11 protein-coding genes are annotated in these 15,079 nt (G+C 61.3%); 9 read left to right on the top strand and 2 right to left on the bottom strand.

What is annotated here, in order from left to right:
- Positions 1-44 precede the first annotated feature (44 nt).
- Positions 45-1,217 (top strand): 4-hydroxybenzoate 3-monooxygenase, encoded by a 1,173-nt coding sequence (gene pobA / locus M0654_RS06975; protein WP_248682439.1) that lies wholly within the window; start codon positions 45-47, stop codon positions 1,215-1,217.
- Here pobA and M0654_RS06970 read toward each other — a convergent pair.
- Positions 1,206-2,141 (bottom strand): hydrogen peroxide-inducible genes activator, encoded by a 936-nt coding sequence (locus M0654_RS06970; protein WP_118852715.1) that lies wholly within the window; start codon positions 2,139-2,141, stop codon positions 1,206-1,208. The genes pobA and M0654_RS06970 overlap by 12 nt on opposite strands.
- A 172-nt stretch (positions 2,142-2,313) precedes the next feature.
- On the opposite strand from M0654_RS06970, the gene katG reads away from it, so the two are divergent.
- From katG to M0654_RS06955, 3 genes are all read left to right on the top strand, one after another.
- The gene (gene katG / locus M0654_RS06965; protein WP_248682438.1) at positions 2,314-4,500 is read left to right on the top strand and encodes a catalase/peroxidase HPI; all 2,187 of its coding nucleotides are present in this window, start codon (positions 2,314-2,316) and stop codon (positions 4,498-4,500) included.
- Positions 4,501-4,641: 141 nt separating this feature from the next.
- A complete protein-coding gene (htpG, locus tag M0654_RS06960; RefSeq protein ID WP_248682437.1) occupies positions 4,642-6,537 on the top strand; it encodes a molecular chaperone HtpG in 1,896 nt (631 codons plus the stop codon).
- A gap of 208 nt (positions 6,538-6,745) precedes the next feature.
- Entirely contained in the window at positions 6,746-7,639 is an 894-nt protein-coding gene (locus tag M0654_RS06955) for a helix-turn-helix domain-containing protein (RefSeq protein WP_248682655.1), read from the top strand.
- A 40-nt stretch (positions 7,640-7,679) separates the two neighbouring features.
- Here M0654_RS06955 and M0654_RS06950 read toward each other — a convergent pair whose 3' ends face one another.
- Positions 7,680-9,821, bottom strand: coding sequence for a TonB-dependent siderophore receptor (locus M0654_RS06950; protein WP_248682436.1), 2,142 nt, complete (start codon positions 9,819-9,821; stop codon positions 7,680-7,682).
- Positions 9,822-10,108: 287 nt separating this feature from the next.
- On the opposite strand from M0654_RS06950, the gene M0654_RS06945 reads away from it, so the two are divergent.
- The 5 genes from M0654_RS06945 to M0654_RS06925 are packed head-to-tail and all read left to right on the top strand — an operon-like array spanning position 10,109 to position 15,078.
- Positions 10,109-11,107 (top strand): iron-siderophore ABC transporter substrate-binding protein, encoded by a 999-nt coding sequence (locus M0654_RS06945; RefSeq protein WP_248682435.1) that lies wholly within the window; start codon positions 10,109-10,111, stop codon positions 11,105-11,107.
- Positions 11,107-12,144 (top strand): FecCD family ABC transporter permease, encoded by a 1,038-nt coding sequence (locus tag M0654_RS06940; RefSeq protein ID WP_248682434.1) that lies wholly within the window; start codon positions 11,107-11,109, stop codon positions 12,142-12,144. The genes M0654_RS06945 and M0654_RS06940 overlap by 1 nt, the downstream gene beginning before the upstream one ends.
- Positions 12,141-13,184, top strand: a complete 1,044-nt coding sequence (locus tag M0654_RS06935; protein WP_248682433.1) for a FecCD family ABC transporter permease — start codon at positions 12,141-12,143, stop codon at positions 13,182-13,184. Before M0654_RS06940 ends, M0654_RS06935 begins: the two co-directional genes overlap by 4 nt.
- A gap of 2 nt (positions 13,185-13,186) precedes the next feature.
- The gene (locus M0654_RS06930; protein WP_248682654.1) at positions 13,187-14,017 is read left to right on the top strand and encodes an ABC transporter ATP-binding protein; all 831 of its coding nucleotides are present in this window, start codon (positions 13,187-13,189) and stop codon (positions 14,015-14,017) included.
- Positions 14,014-15,078, top strand: coding sequence for a DUF2218 domain-containing protein (locus M0654_RS06925; protein WP_248682432.1), 1,065 nt, complete (start codon positions 14,014-14,016; stop codon positions 15,076-15,078). The genes M0654_RS06930 and M0654_RS06925 overlap by 4 nt, the downstream gene beginning before the upstream one ends.
- Position 15,079 lies beyond the last annotated feature (1 nt).

Below are 15,079 nucleotides of genomic sequence, written 5' to 3'. Positions count from 1 at the left end.
AAGTCAAGCACATTTCACCAGCTTAACGCTCAGGGAGGTCTGCGTTGCGTACAAAGGTCGCCATCATTGGCTCAGGTCCGTCAGGGCTCCTGCTTGGCCAACTCCTCACCAAGGCTGGCATCGACAACGTCATCCTCGACCGTGTGAGCAAGGACTACATTCTCGGACGCGTGCGGGCGGGCGTGCTGGAGGAGGGGACGGTCGGTCTTCTCGACAAGGCGGGTTGCGGCGCACGCATGCATGAGGAAGGCCTGCCACATGACGGCTTTTCGCTCGCCTTCGATGGACGCGACCACCGGATCGACCTCCTTGGACTGACCGGCGGCAAACGCGTCATGGTCTATGGCCAGACTGAGGTGACGCGGGATCTGATGGAGCAGCGGGAGCGGGATGGCAGCGTGACCATCTACGAAGCGTCTGATGTCGAGCCGCATGATTTCGACACGACGACGCCTTATGTCACCTACCGCACGGACGGGATCTCTCATCGCATCGACTGCGACTTCATTGCCGGCTGCGACGGTTTCCATGGCCCAAGCCGCAAGGCGGTTCCGGAGCGTGCCATCCGGGTTTTCGAGAAGGTCTATCCGTTCGGGTGGCTCGGGATCCTCGCAGAGGTTGCTCCGGTCAATCACGAACTCATCTATGCGAACCATCCGAGTGGTTTTGCGCTGTGTTCAATGCGGTCGCCGACGCGCAGCCGCTATTATGTCCAATGTACCCTTGAGGAGAAGATCGAGGACTGGAGCGACGACCGCTTCTGGGATGAGCTGCGCCGGCGGCTTCCGGCTCACCATGCCGAAGCCCTCGTCACCGCGCCTTCCTTCGAAAAATCGATCGCGCCGCTACGCTCGTTCGTGGCCGAACCGATGCGCTTCGGCACCATGTTCCTTGTTGGTGATGCTGCCCACATCGTCCCTCCCACGGGCGCAAAGGGGCTGAACCTGGCCGCAAGCGACGTGTACTACCTCTTTGAGGGCTTGCAGCAGTTTTATGGCGAACGCTCGTCCGCAGGCATCGACGCCTATTCCGGAAAGGCGCTCGCGCGTGTCTGGAAGGCGGTGCGGTTCTCCTGGTGGATGACCACCATGATGCACCGCTTCCCCGATACTGACGAGTTTGACCAGAAGATCCAGGAAGCCGAACTGGATTACCTGACGCATTCCCGCGCAGCCTCGACCGCGCTCGCCGAGAACTACGTCGGCTTACCCTACTGACGCCAGGCTTGGCTGAGACGGCTCAGCGACCAGATGCGACTGGGCGGATTGGCGGATGACGTCGGCGATCTGCTGAAGCTGGATGGCCAAGGGGGCGGAGTTGCGCCAGACAATCCCGATACGGCGCGATGGCTGGGGCGGCGGAAACCGCGCAATGGACACCAGCGCCGAGCGCGTTTCCACGGGAACTGCCATTTCCGGGATCAGCGTGACGCCGATGCCGGCGCCGACCATCTGTACCAGCGTCGAAAGCGAACTGCCTTCCATGATCTCCTTCGGTCGCATTGGCCCGGCCTTGCAGAAGGAAAGTGCCTGGTCGCGGAAACAATGGCCTTCCTCAAGCAGGAGCAGTCGCATCTCACGTAGCGCCTCGCGCTCCGGCACGGGCTTTGCCTCGTCCTCGCGTCGCCGCACCAACACGAACTGTTCTTCGAGCAGCGTCATCTCCTTGAGCGCTGGCTCGGATACGGGCAGAGCGACGATCGCCATGTCCAACCCACCCTGAATGACCTCTTGAACGAGCTTCGTCGTCAGCGTCTCGCGGACGTCGATCTCGATGCCGCTGAAGGTGCGGTTCAGGTCATTGATGATGACCGGCAGCAGGTAAGGCGCCACGGTCGGAATCACGCCGATGCGCAGGCGCTTCAGGAAGTGGTTTCGCGAGGTGCGGGCAAAGTCCCCGAGTTCATCGACGGCCCGCAGGATGTCGCGAACGCGCAAGGCAAACAGCTTGCCAAATTCTGTGAGTTTCACCTCCCTTGCGTTTCGTTCGAACAGTGCGCTGCCTAGCTCCTGCTCCAGTTCCTTGATCTGCATGGAAAGCGCTGGCTGTGAGATGGCGCAGGCTTCCGCAGCAATCCGAAACCTGCCGTCGCGAGCAAGCGCCTCAAAATACCGAAGTTGCTTCAGGGTCACGTTCTTCATAAGCTGATCTTATCGCAGCAATCAGCAAATCCTACTTAAATTTATCGTGGAGCTGGGCTAAGAGACCTCCGGGGAAGCGGGGACGGTTGCTACGTCTCCCTCGCTTGCACCGGACGGGAACCATGCGCGATCGGTCGATCAGCGCGGGTCAAGGGAAACTAGGAGAACAGTCATGGATGCTCAGTCCAAGGAAAACGCTGGCAAATGCCCGGTTGCACACACGCCGCGCGGCAGAACGAACAAGGAGTGGTGGCCGAGCCAGCTGGACGTGCAGATTCTCCACGCCAATTCTGGCCTCGGTGATCCGCTTGGGCAGTCCTTCAATTATGCTGAAGAGTTCAAGAAGCTCGACCTCGAGGCCGTAAAGAACGATCTTCGCGCCCTCATGACGGATTCGCAGGACTGGTGGCCGGCCGACTTCGGTCATTACGGTGGCCTCTTCATCCGCATGGCATGGCACAGCGCAGGCACCTATCGCATCACCGATGGCCGTGGCGGCGCAGGTGGCGGACAGCAGCGTTTCGCGCCGCTCAACAGCTGGCCGGACAACGCCAACCTCGACAAGGCCCGTCGCCTGATCTGGCCGATCAAGCAGAAGTACGGCAACAAGATCTCCTGGGCGGACCTGATGATCCTGACGGGCAACGTCGCCCTCGAATCGATGGGCTTCAAGACCTTCGGTTTTGCCGGTGGCCGCGCCGACACCTGGGAGCCGGAAGAACTGTTCTGGGGTCCGGAAGGCAGCTGGCTGGGCGACGAGCGCTACAGCGGCGAGCGCCAGCTGTCCGAACCGCTTGGCGCCGTGCAGATGGGCCTCATCTACGTCAATCCGGAAGGTCCGAACGGCAACCCTGATCCGGTCGCAGCAGCGCGCGATATCCGCGAAACCTTCCGCCGCATGGCCATGAATGACGAAGAAACCGTGGCGCTGATCGCCGGCGGCCATACCTTCGGCAAGACCCATGGCGCAGGCGATCCGTCCTTCATCGGTGCTGAGCCGGAAGGTGGCGCCCTGGAGGAGCAGGGCCTCGGCTGGAAGAGCAAGTTCGGTACCGGCCACGGCGCCGACGCCATTACCGGAGGTCCGGAGGTTATCTGGTCGCAGACGCCGACCCAGTGGAGCAACTACTTCTTCGAAAACCTGTTCAACTTCGAATGGGAACTCGAAAAGAGCCCGGCCGGCGCCTACCAGTGGCGTGCAAAGGGTGCCGAGGCTTCCGTGCCGGATCCGTTCGATCCGTCCAAGAAGCGCGTTCCCACCATGCTGACGACCGACCTGTCGCTGCGCTTCGATCCCGCTTACGAAAAGATCTCGCGCCGCTTCCTCGAAAACCCGGCTCAGTTCGCGGATGCCTTCGCTCGCGCCTGGTTCAAGCTGACCCACCGCGACATGGGTCCGAAGGTTCGGTACCTCGGCCCGGAAGTACCAGCAGAAGATCTGATCTGGCAGGACGTCATTCCGGCCGTCGACCACGACCTCGTGGATGACAAGGACCTGGCGGTTCTCGCAGAAAAGATCCTGGCAAGCGGCCTTTCCGTTCAGGAACTCGTCTCGACCGCCTGGGCTTCTGCCTCGACCTTCCGTGGCTCCGACAAGCGCGGCGGCGCGAACGGCGCCCGCATCCGCCTTGCTCCGCAGAAGGATTGGGAAGCAAACCAGCCGGCACAGCTTGCCAAGGTGCTGGCGGTTCTGGAAGGCATCCAGAAGGAGTTCAACGCCTCCCAGACCGGCAACAAGAAGATCTCGCTTGCCGACATGATCGTGCTCGGTGGTGCAGTCGGCATCGAGAAGGCAGCAAAGGCCGCCGGCCACGTGGTCGTCGTACCTTTCACGCCTGGCCGCATGGATGCTTCGCAGGAACAGACGGACGTTGATTCCTTCGCTCCGCTCGAGCCCCGTGCTGACGGTTTCCGCAACTACGTCAACACGTCGAAGCACCAGTTCATGCAGCAGGAAGAGGCGCTCGTCGACCGCGCCCAGCTTCTTCGGCTGACGGCGCCGGAAATGACGGTTCTCCTTGGTGGTCTGCGGGTGCTGAAGGCTGGCCAGCCGGAGCATGGCGTGTTCACCGACAAGCCGGAAACCCTGACCAACGACTTCTTCGTCAACCTGCTCGACATGAGCACGGAATGGGCGCCGGTCGAAGGCAAGGATGGCGTCTATGAGGGCCATGACCGCAAGACGAAGGCACCGAAGTGGACCGCAACGCGCGTCGACTTGATCTTCGGTTCGCATTCGCAGCTGCGCGCCATCGCCGAAGTGTATGCGCAATCAGATTCCAAGCAGAAGTTCATCAACGACTTCGTTGCGGCCTGGAACAAGGTGATGAACGCAGATCGCTTCGATCTGCGTGCCTAAGACATGACAATGCCGGGCGCCGTTCCATGCGGCGCTCGGCCACCCCTGCCGAAAACTCGTTGATCTTGCTCGGGTCCGGTGCTTGAAATCCGCCAGCGCGAAAACCATCTGTCGCGCGATTTCCAGCATGATGGGGTGACAATGACCACGATGACGCAAGAACACGCCGCGGAACAACACAGTTTCGAGGCTGACGTCAGCCGACTTCTGCACATGATGGTGCACTCGGTTTACTCCGACAAGGACGTCTTCCTCCGCGAGCTTATTTCCAACGCGGCCGATGCCTGCGAAAAACTCCGTTACGAAGCCATTTCACAGCCGGGACTTGCAGCGGATGGTGCACCGTCGCGCATCCTGATCTCACTGGACGAAGACAAGCGGACGCTGACGGTCGAAGACAACGGCATCGGCATGAGCCGTGAGGAATTGGTCGATGCTCTCGGCACAATCGCCCGTTCGGGAACGCGCGCCTTCATGGAGCGGCTCGAAGCCGCAAAGGCCAATGACAAGGCCGAACTCATCGGCCAGTTCGGTGTCGGTTTCTACTCTTCCTTCATGGTGGCCGATCGCGTCGACGTGGTCTCGCGCCCTGCCGGCCAGGACCAAGCCTGGAAGTGGTCGTCCGATGGCAAGGGAAACTACACTATCTCGCCGGTCGACCCCGCAGATGCACCGGCGCGCGGCACGCGGGTGACCCTCCAGCTGATGGAAGACGCGAAGTCCTACACCGGTAAGTGGGCGGTCGAGCGGATCATCCGCGAGCAGTCTGGCCATGTCCCGGTTCCGATCGAACTCGTGGAGAAGGCTGGCGCCGAACCCGCGAAGGTTACCGATGGCGTTGCACTCTGGACGAAGTCTCGGAGCGACATCACCAAGGAGGAATATAACGACTTCTACCGTGGCGTTTCGGGACAGTATGACGAGCCGCTCCTGAACGTGCACTTCCGCGCGGAAGGCCGCCACGAATATACAGCGCTAGCCTTCGTGCCGGGCTCGCTGCCGTTCGACCTCTTTGACGTCGAGCGTCACGGCCGCATGAAGCTTTACGTCAAGCGTGTCTTCATCACCGATGACGCCGATCTCCTGCCGCGCTACCTGCGCTTCATGCGCGGTATCGTCGACACCGCAGACCTGCCGCTCAACATTTCCCGAGAGATGATCCAGGAAAGCCCGATCCTCGCCGCCATCCGCAAGGGGGTGACGAGCCGCATCCTGACGGCGCTGGAAAAGCAGGCGGAAGGCGACACCGAAAACTTCGAAAAGATCTGGGAGTTGTTCGGCGCGATCCTCAAGGAGGGTATCTACGACGACTTCGAGCGCCGCACGCAACTGCTGAAGCTCGCCCGCTTCAAGACCACGGCGTCTGGCGAAGGGCACCGGAGCCTCGCGGACTACGTCAAGGACATGAAGGAAGGTCAGTCGGCCATCTACTACATTGCCGGAACCAGCCTTGAGCAGCTCAATGCTTCTCCGCAGTTGGAAGGCTTCCGAGCCCGCGGCATCGAGGTTCTCCTGCTTACCGATCCGGTTGACAGCTTCTGGGCTCCAAACGTCCAGGATTTTGAAGGCAAGAGCTTCAAGTCGATCACCCAGGGTCTGAGCGATCTTGATAAGGTCGCTGGTGGTGAGAACAAGGAAGACCGCACTGCCAAGCCGTCTGACGAGGTGAACGCCTTTGTTGAATTCGCCCGCGAGACGCTGAAGGAAGAAGTTGCCGAAGTCCGTGTCTCTTCACGCCTCACCGAAAGTGCGGTCTGCCTCGTCGCCTCCGAGCAGGGTCCCGACCGCCAGCTGGAGAAGATCCTCCAAGGGGCAGGCCGTCTCTCGACCGCGTCGAAGCCGGTGCTTGAGATCAACCCGCAGAGCAAACTGATCGCGGGCCTTGCCTCCATCTCCGAGACGTCTGCAAAGGAGGATGCGGTTTGGCTTCTGCTGGATGAAGCCCGCATTCTGGACGGTGACAAACCCGCGCATCCGCGTGCCTTCGCCGACAGGCTTTCGCGCCTGTTTGAAGCAGCCTTCCCTGCGAAGGCCTGACCTTAGCCAGGCGATACCGCGTCGTCACAACGCGGTATCGCCTCCTTCGAGGCCGTATGCCGAACCTGTTTGTGTTGCCATCGACATAAACATGATGTTATCGCTCATCTTATACGGAGCATCGCCGATTTGAGACACCTGACCCGTAGGGGCGAGGCGCAAGCCGAGGGCATTCTCAGGACGCCCGGCGCGAGATGGATGTGTGACATTGAACTTCTGGCACTCGATGGTCTGGCATACGGAGGGCATCCGGCCCGTCGCCCCGGCACGGTGGCGACAGATGGATGGTATGGTCGGCGTGTATTGGGAGGCCGAAAGCCAGGCCGGCGCCAAGGGGTATTACCTCGCCGACGACCCGCGCATCATGATCTTCCGGAACGACGTGTCGTCACGCATCCGCTTGTCCAACACCGGCGGCGACATGCAACCGCACTACCGCCCGATGATGAAGGCGCTGTATGTCCCGGCGGGTGTGCCGATGTGGACAAGCAGCGAGAAGGGGCATCGCTTCGGGCATCTTAACCTGCATCTGCACAAGGACCGATTGGTCAAATATCTGGCCCCCTCGATCGGACGGTCCGCGGCTCTGGCAGCCATCAATCGTCCGGTCGAACTTCAACAGGCGGATGCGGTCGAGACACTCGCTGGCTTGGTGATCGATGAACTCGCAACTCCATCAAGGCACAATGCTTATGTCGAGAGCCTCGTCGGGAGCATCGTCACCGGGTTGCTTGACCTTACCGGCGATCAACACGATCAAGCGAACGGCCGGCTGACCCAGGCGCAAATGAACAAGCTGAACGCCTATGTCGACGCGCGCTGTGGCCAACGGGTGTCGGTCGCCGAAATGGCGGCCGCGGTTGGGTTGTCGGAAAGCTGGTTCTCCTGTGTCTTCAAGCAGACCGTGGGGAAGACACCCCTGCAATGGCAGCTGGGCAAGCGGATCGAGCTTGCGAAGACGATGTTGCGGGAGACAGACTTGAGTCTCGCAGAGATCGCGAACCAGCTTGGGTTTTCGGACCAGGCGCACCTGACGAAGGTTTTCCGCAACACCGCCGGCGAAACACCGGCGGCGTGGCGACGCAAGAAAACGTTGTCCTAGAAAAAGCTCGTCCAGCCGAGACGAGACGAGCTTTTCGCGATTACCAGGTCTGGCGCAGCGTTGCGTAGATGGCCCGACCCGGGTTGTAGTACACGCCACCGCTGTCCTGGCTGGCTATATGCTTTTCGTCGAACAGATTGCTGGCGTTCAACTGGAGCGTCGTGTTCTCCGCCACCTTGTAGGTGAAGGCAGCGTCGAAAACCACGGCACTTTCCGACGATCCGGCGTTGGTGAGGTTCAGGAAGTACGAGTCGAGGAAACGTGCACCGAGGCTGAAGGTCATGTCGCCGCGGTTCCCGTCGCCCTCAAGCGTATATGTGCCCCAGATCGACGCCGTGTGCTCCGGAACACGCATCAAACGGTTGCCATCGCTGTCACCACCTGGCTCGTCAATCCTGGAGTCGATGTAGCTGTAGGCCGCGATAATGTTGAAGTTGTCGGCGATCTCCGCCTTGGCTTCGAGCTCCACACCACGATGCCGCACCTTGTTCACTGTTGCCGGCAGGTAGGTGACGCTGTCGTAGACGGTGATGTTGCCCTTGGTCAGGCCGTAGACCGAAGCGGTGAAGAGGGCAGGGAAGGCATCCGGACGATACTTGATGCCGATCTCATACTGCTTGCCGGTGGTCGGATCGGTACCGATGCCGGGAGGTGCCGCGGATTCCGCGTAGCTCGCGAAGGCAGCCAGTTCTTCGGTGATCTTGTAGCTCACGCCGAGACGCTTGGTGAACTCGCTATGGTCACCTGAGGAAGAAGCGCCTGTGAGCAGGTTGGTCTGGCTGAGGTCGAACCAGTCATTGCGCAAGCCGAGGCTGACGGTCAGTCTGTCGGCAAAGGTCATGTCCTGCTGGAGATAAATCGCTTTGGTGACCTGCTCATTGCCCGTTCCGGATGTTGGTGCCGTGGATACCGGACCGCCTGAATAGACCGGGTTGGTCCAGTTGATTGGCGGAGCGCCCGGAATGTAGAGGCCGTAGTTCCTGGACTCGAAGTCGTTGTAGTCGGCGCCGATCAAGGTGCGGCTGTCGACGTTTTCGAAACTCGTCTCGTAGATCAGGTTGGCGTCGATGACGAACTGCTCTGCCGAGGTGTCGCTGCCGAAGAAGTAGCGATCGGCGAGATTGGAGCCGTCGGTGCGGGTGTTCGACAGGTAAGCGCTGCCAAAGGCGTTGTCTGCCTTGCTGTAGCGGGCATTGGACGCAAAGCTCAGCCCATTGCCGAAGTCGTGGTCGAACATCAGGCTGTAGACGTTGCGGTTCGTGTCGAGGAAGTAGTAGTCCGGCTCGCCGAAGAACTTGTCCCGATCGAAGTTAGTGCCGAGCGGCTGGCCGCCATTTCCCGGCACACCCTGCCGCTCCAGGTGGTCGAACACGAAGGAGAGGCTCGTCATGTCGGTCGGGCGCCACGTCAGGCCACCCATGATGAACTTTTCATCGTTCTGGGAATAATCGTATTCCGCTTCTGCGCCCTGCAGCTTGCCGGTCAGGCGGTAGGAGAGCGAGCCATCTTCCGTGATGTTGTCGCCGAAGTCGAGGCCGACCTCCTTGTGGTAGAAGGAGCCGCCAGTGATATAGGCTTCGCCGAAGCGCTCGCGCTTCGGTAGCTTGGTGACGTAGTTGACGGAGCCGCCCGGCTCTGCTGCGCCAAAGCCCGATGAACTCGTTCCTTTGAGAACTTCGATGCGCTCATATGCATAGGGTTCCTCGCGAACACCGCCGAAGGTGCGGCCAACAGCCAGGCCATCACGATAGGTATAGGGTGTGAATCCGCGGATATCGAAATAGTCGTAGCGGTCGTCCCCACCGTAGAAGTCGGTGACGACGCCGGCGGTGTATTGAACAACCTGCTCGACGGTTTCTGCGCCACGTTCCTCGATTTCCTTCGAGGTAATGACCGAGACGGAGGCCGGCGCAACAAGGATGTCCGTCGGCATCTTGCCGACACCCGTCGTCTGGGTAGCGACAATCGACTTCGAGTCATTGCTGGTGTCGAGTACAGTGCTCGTGCCATTGCCCTCGATGACGATCGGGGCAAGCGTCGGGCCGTCGGTCACGCTGTTGATGTCCTGTGCCGATGCCAGCGCCGGTGCAACAAGAGCAAGCGCCGTACACCCGAGAAAGGCGATCTTTCGATGCGCATCGCGGCCGGGCTTTAGGTGACGGTGTACTCTGTTCGTGTCCATGACGCGTTCCAAACGGTTAAGGCGCTGCTTGCAGCGAGATCAACAAAATCTGTGGGAAGTGAACCTCAGATGCCCCCTGAGCCCAAAGCGCCCGCTGCATCATGTCGTGTTTTATCCCCGTTGCGGCTCTTAACTTGAGGAACGCGGTCTAGTATTGTATTTTTTCTTTGGCCTTGTAGGATTCCGCGGAAATGTCACCGCCTCTGGGCGCGCCCAACTGCATTATCGTTGACGTGCGGGAGTGAACCTGAAAGTGAAAGTCCACTTAATGTCCGGCGGAGTTTGAAATGCTGCGGTTGCTTGTTGTGTGGATCCGACTGCTTGTCGCATGCGGCGCGGCGCTCTGGGCAACAGGCGCGTGGTCGGCATCAGAAGGCGCCTTCCCGGTCACTATAAAGCACGCTCTCGGCACCACAATCATCGAGAAAAAGCCGGAACGTGTCGTCACCGTTGCATGGGCAAACCATGAAGTCCCGCTGGCGCTCGGCGTCGTGCCGGTCGGCTTTGCCCGCGCCAATTTCGGTGATGATGACGGGGATGGCCTGCTGCCGTGGGTCGCCGATAAACTGGCAGAGCTTAAGGCGGATAAGCCCATCCTGTTCGATGAAGGGGACGGAATCGACTTCGAGGCGGTTGCCGCGGCCCAACCCGACGTGATCCTCGCCGCCTATTCAGCGCTCAGCCAGGCTGACTACGATACGCTGAGCCAGATCGCGCCGGTCGTTGCCTACCCGGAGGCGCCCTGGTCAACGGACTGGCGCCAGATGATCCGCTTCAACAGCCTCGGCCTCGGCATGGCCGCGGAAGGCGAGGCCTTGATTGCGAAGATCGAGGCACAGATTGCCGAAACACTCGCGGGACATCCGGAGCTGTGGGACAAAACGGCGATGTTCATCACCCATCTCAACGCTACCGACCTCAGCACCGTCAGCTTCTACACGACCAACGACACACGCGTGAAATTCTTCCGGGACCTGGGCCTGAAGTCGCCGAAGAGCGTGTCGAAGGCATCGCTGCCGGGCAAATATTCCGGATCGGTCAGCGCCGAACGTGTCGATGATTTCGATGACGTCGGTATTCTCGTCACCTATGGCGACGCCAAGCTTCTCGAAGCCCTGGCAAAGAACCCACTGATGGCAAAGATGCCGGCTGTCGCCAAAGGCGCGCTGGTGACCCTGGGACGCAACCCAGTGGGCACGGCCGCCAATCCTACCCCGCTTTCGATCTCCTGGGTGCTGAAGGACTATGTCGCTCTCCTCAGCGAGGCGGCGAAGAAATCTCCATAATGCTGACGCAGAGACGGCCACCCCAGAGAAGCGTGCTTGCAAGCACCAATGCCACGCGCAGCGTGTGGCTGGTGGGACTGTTTGTGCTTCTTCTGCTGCTCTGCGCGCTATCTGTGACCGTCGGAACGCGAGACGTCGATTGGGGCGATATCCTTGCCGGCGTACAAGGCAAGGTCGACAGCATTGGTCAAGCTGCCGTCAATGTTCGTATCCCGCGCACCGTTCTAGCAGTGCTCGCCGGTGGCGGGTTGGCCCTCGCCGGCGCTATCATGCAGGGCGTCACGCGCAACCCGCTGGCCGACCCCGGCATCCTCGGCGTCAACATGGGTGCCTCGCTTGCGGTGGTCATCAGCGTCGCATGGTTCGACATCTCCTCAGCAGAGGCTTTCATCTGGGTCGCTGTTGCCGGTGCAGGAAGCGCGGCAGTGTTTGTCTACACCATCGGCTCGCTCGGGCGCGGCGGCGCGACGCCACTGAAACTGGCGTTGGCCGGCGCCGCAACGTCGGTCGCCTTCGCCTCCATGGTCATTGCCGTCGTCCTTCCGCGCAACGACATCGCCGGCGGCATTCAGTCCTGGCAGATCGGCGGGGTAGGTGGCGCGACCTTCGAGCGCATCCTGCCGGTGCTGCCCTTCCTGGCTGCCGGTTTCATCATCAGCCTCCTGTCGGCGCGTAAGCTGAACTCCCTGGCGTTGGGGGATGACCTCGCGGCGGGTCTTGGAGAACGTGTGGCGCTGACCCGCGCAGTAGCAGCCTTTGGCGCCGTTCTTCTGTGTGGCGCGACGACAGCCGTGTGTGGCCCGATTGGCTTCCTCGGACTTGTCGTCCCACATCTTTGCAGGCTGCTCATCGGGGTCGACTATCGCTGGCTTCTGCCGTTCTCTGCCTTGGGTGGCGCATGCCTTCTCCTGGTGGCGGATGTCCTTGGGCGCCTGATCGCGCGGCCTGCCGAACTGGATGTCGGCATCGTCACTGCCTTCTTCGGCGCACCCTTCTTCATCTGGGCCGTCCGGCGGCAGAGGGTGCGCGAGTTATGACTGGAACCGCTCTCGCCTCCATCAACCCGATCAAACAAAACCGTCGCCGCCGCGCTCGCAGGCACGGCTCGGTGATCCTTACGCTCCTCGTTCTGGTGCTTGCGATCTTCGTCCTCGCCTTGTCGCTAGGCCAGAGCTTCACGCCGCCTGGGGATGTCCTGCGCGTACTGCTGGGCGAGAGTGTCCCCGGTGCGAGCTTCACCGTCGGGCAGTTGAGGCTGCCGCGTGCCCTGCTGTCCATCCTCGTGGGTCTCAGTTTCGGCATGGGGGGCGTCGCCTTCCAGATCATGCTGCGCAACCCGCTGGCGAGCCCCGACATCATCGGCATCAGCTCTGGCGCCAGTGCGGCCGCCGTATTTTCGATCGTCCTGCTGTCCTTGAGCGGCCTCGTTGTTTCTGTCGTCGCCGTTCTTGCCGGGCTTGGCGTCGCTCTCTGCGTCTACGGTCTTTCATCCCGGCAGGGTGTGGCGGGCACGCGGCTGATCCTTGTGGGCATCGGCGTTTCCGCAATGCTGGATAGTTTTGTCGCCTATGTGCTGTCGCAGGCGCCATCCTGGACGCTGCAGGAAGCGATGCGGTGGCTAACGGGGAGCGTGAACGGTGCACAGCTTTCGCAGGTGCTTCCGCTTGTGGTGATGCTTGCCCTGTGTGGCGGCTTACTTCTGTCCCGCGCTAAAGATCTCGAGGCGCTTCGCTTGGGGGACGACACCGCGGCGGCGCTTGGCGTGAAGGTCATAGAGACACGGATCATCGTTGTCATGGCTGCGGTGGGCATGATCGCCACGGCAACCGCGGTCACCGGACCAATCGCCTTTGTCGCCTTCCTCTCCGGACCTATTGCTGCGCGCATCGTGCGAAACAGCGGCTCGCTGCTGATCCCGTCTGCTCTGGTCGGCGCGATCCTGGTCCTGGCGGGAGACTACGTCGGACAGTTCGTCCTGCCGAGCCGCTATCCCGTCGGCGTCGTCACCGGCGCACTTGGAGCACCGTACCTGATCTACCTCATCGTTCGGGTCAATCGCAGTGGAGGCTCCCTGTGAACGTGAAGCCCAGCCACTCGCTCAGCGTCCAGAACGTTTCTGCCGGATACGGTGATGTCGAGGTTTTGCATGACCTCGATCTCGTTATTCCGTCGGGCAAGATCACCGTCATCGTCGGTGCCAATGCCTGTGGCAAGTCCACGCTCCTGCGCGCGATGTCCAGGCTTCTTGCACCGGCCAAGGGCCAGGTTCTGCTGGACGGCAAGGCCATCCATCGCACGCCGCCCAAGGAGCTTGCGCGAACGCTCGGCCTGCTGCCGCAATCGCCGATCGCTCCGGAAGGGATTACCGTGGCCGACCTCGTCAGCCGTGGGCGGCATCCGCACCAGGGTCTCTTCTCCCGCTGGACTCGCGAAGACGACGCGGCGGTGGAAGCAGCCCTTGTCACTACCCAGACCATGGATCTCGCGGAACGGCCGGTTGACGAGCTTTCCGGCGGACAGCGCCAGCGGGTCTGGATCGCCATGGCGCTCGCGCAACAGACGGACATCCTTCTGCTGGACGAACCGACGACCTTCCTCGACATCAGCCATCAAGTCGAAGTGCTGGACCTGCTCACGGACCTGAACCACCAGCGCGGGACGACGGTGGTGATGGTCCTGCACGACCTCAACCTCGCCGCCCGATATGCGGATCATCTCATCGCCATGGCCGATGGTCGCGTCCATGTCACCGGCGCCCCGGATGACGTGCTTACTGAACAGAACGTGCGCCAAGTTTTCGGTCTCGACAATCGCATCGTAACCGACCCCACATCCGGCCGGCCGATGATGTTGCCGATCGGACGGCACAGAATGACCAGAGATCAACACCTGAAGGAGGACCGCGCATGAATGCAGGTCAGCAATACAAGCTTTCCGGCGTGGCACGGCCACACGACGCGCTCCATATGCTCGATGAAATCTGCGAGCACTTCGTGGAGCATGCCGATGTCGAAAGGGAAGGGCACCAGGCGCTCCTGAAGAGCAAGCTCGGTACGGCGAGCATCCGGATCGAGGATAGGAGACTGTTGATCGACCTCGCATGCCCGTCCGAGACGGCTTTGCAGATGAGCCGCAACAGCATTGCCGAGCATCTCTTCTACTTTGCAGGTGACGAACCGCTGGAGCTCGATTGGGCGAAGGCGACGGCTCTTACCTCGCTGCCGAATATCAACGAACTCACCGTCATTTCCGCCGAAGACGTCACGCCGCACATGCGGCGCGTCCGCTTCTCCTGCGACAACATCGAAGCGTTTGCAGGCGGCGACATGCATGTTCGCCTGCTCGTGCCGCCGAAGGGCAGGACGCCGGTCTGGCCGGGTTATCGTGAAGACGGTCGCGTGGCCTGGCCCGAAGGCGAGGATGAACTTCTCGTGCGCGTCTACACGATACGTGGCCTCGATAAGGAGCAGAAGGAGCTCTGGATCGACTTCCTGCAGCATCCGACACCCGGCGTCCCGACACCGGGTGGGGATTTCGCCCGCGATGCCGAGCCGGGGCAGGTCGTAGCGCTTCTCGGACCTGGCGGTGGCGGCGTGCCCGACGCAAAGACCCTGCTCATGGCTGGTGACGAAAGCTCGCTTCCAGCGATCGCGAGGATACTTGAAGAGCTGCCGGCCGACACGAAGGTTGAAGCGATCATCGAAGTCGCGGATGAGCGCGAGCAACAGCAACTTAAGACGGCTGCGTCAGTGAACGTACGCTGGCTGCACCGCAAGAGCTATCCGGCAGGAAGCGCCCAGGTTCTCCTGGAAGAGGCGAAGGCCGCCGTTGCCGCCGCATCGGAAGACACGTTCGTGTGGTTTGCCTGCGAAAAGGAAGACGTCCGCGCCATGCGCACGTTCCTGAAGAACCGCGCCCACGATCGCAAGAAACGGTACGTCGCCTGGTACTGGGAACGCGCAGAGGACTAAG

This window comes from Neorhizobium turbinariae, assembly GCF_023223505.1.
GTDB lineage: Bacteria > Pseudomonadota > Alphaproteobacteria > Rhizobiales > Rhizobiaceae > Neorhizobium > Neorhizobium turbinariae.
The sequence above is the reverse complement of the archived record's forward strand: the minus strand, read 5'-3'. Positions and strand labels throughout refer to the sequence as shown.

What these genes read in the sequence shown, in the direction of transcription:
- M0654_RS06970 (WP_118852715.1), bottom strand. Translation starts at nt 2,141, where the DNA reads ATGAAGAACGTGACCCTGAAGCAACTTCGGTATTTTGAGGCGCTTGCT.
- katG (WP_248682438.1), top strand. Translation starts at nt 2,314, where the DNA reads ATGGATGCTCAGTCCAAGGAAAACGCTGGCAAATGCCCGGTTGCACAC.
- htpG (WP_248682437.1), top strand. Translation starts at nt 4,642, where the DNA reads ATGACCACGATGACGCAAGAACACGCCGCGGAACAACACAGTTTCGAG.
- M0654_RS06950 (WP_248682436.1), bottom strand. Translation starts at nt 9,821, where the DNA reads ATGGACACGAACAGAGTACACCGTCACCTAAAGCCCGGCCGCGATGCG.
- M0654_RS06945 (WP_248682435.1), top strand. Translation starts at nt 10,109, where the DNA reads ATGCTGCGGTTGCTTGTTGTGTGGATCCGACTGCTTGTCGCATGCGGC.
- M0654_RS06940 (WP_248682434.1), top strand. Translation starts at nt 11,107, where the DNA reads ATGCTGACGCAGAGACGGCCACCCCAGAGAAGCGTGCTTGCAAGCACC.
- M0654_RS06935 (WP_248682433.1), top strand. Translation starts at nt 12,141, where the DNA reads ATGACTGGAACCGCTCTCGCCTCCATCAACCCGATCAAACAAAACCGT.
- M0654_RS06925 (WP_248682432.1), top strand. Translation starts at nt 14,014, where the DNA reads ATGAATGCAGGTCAGCAATACAAGCTTTCCGGCGTGGCACGGCCACAC.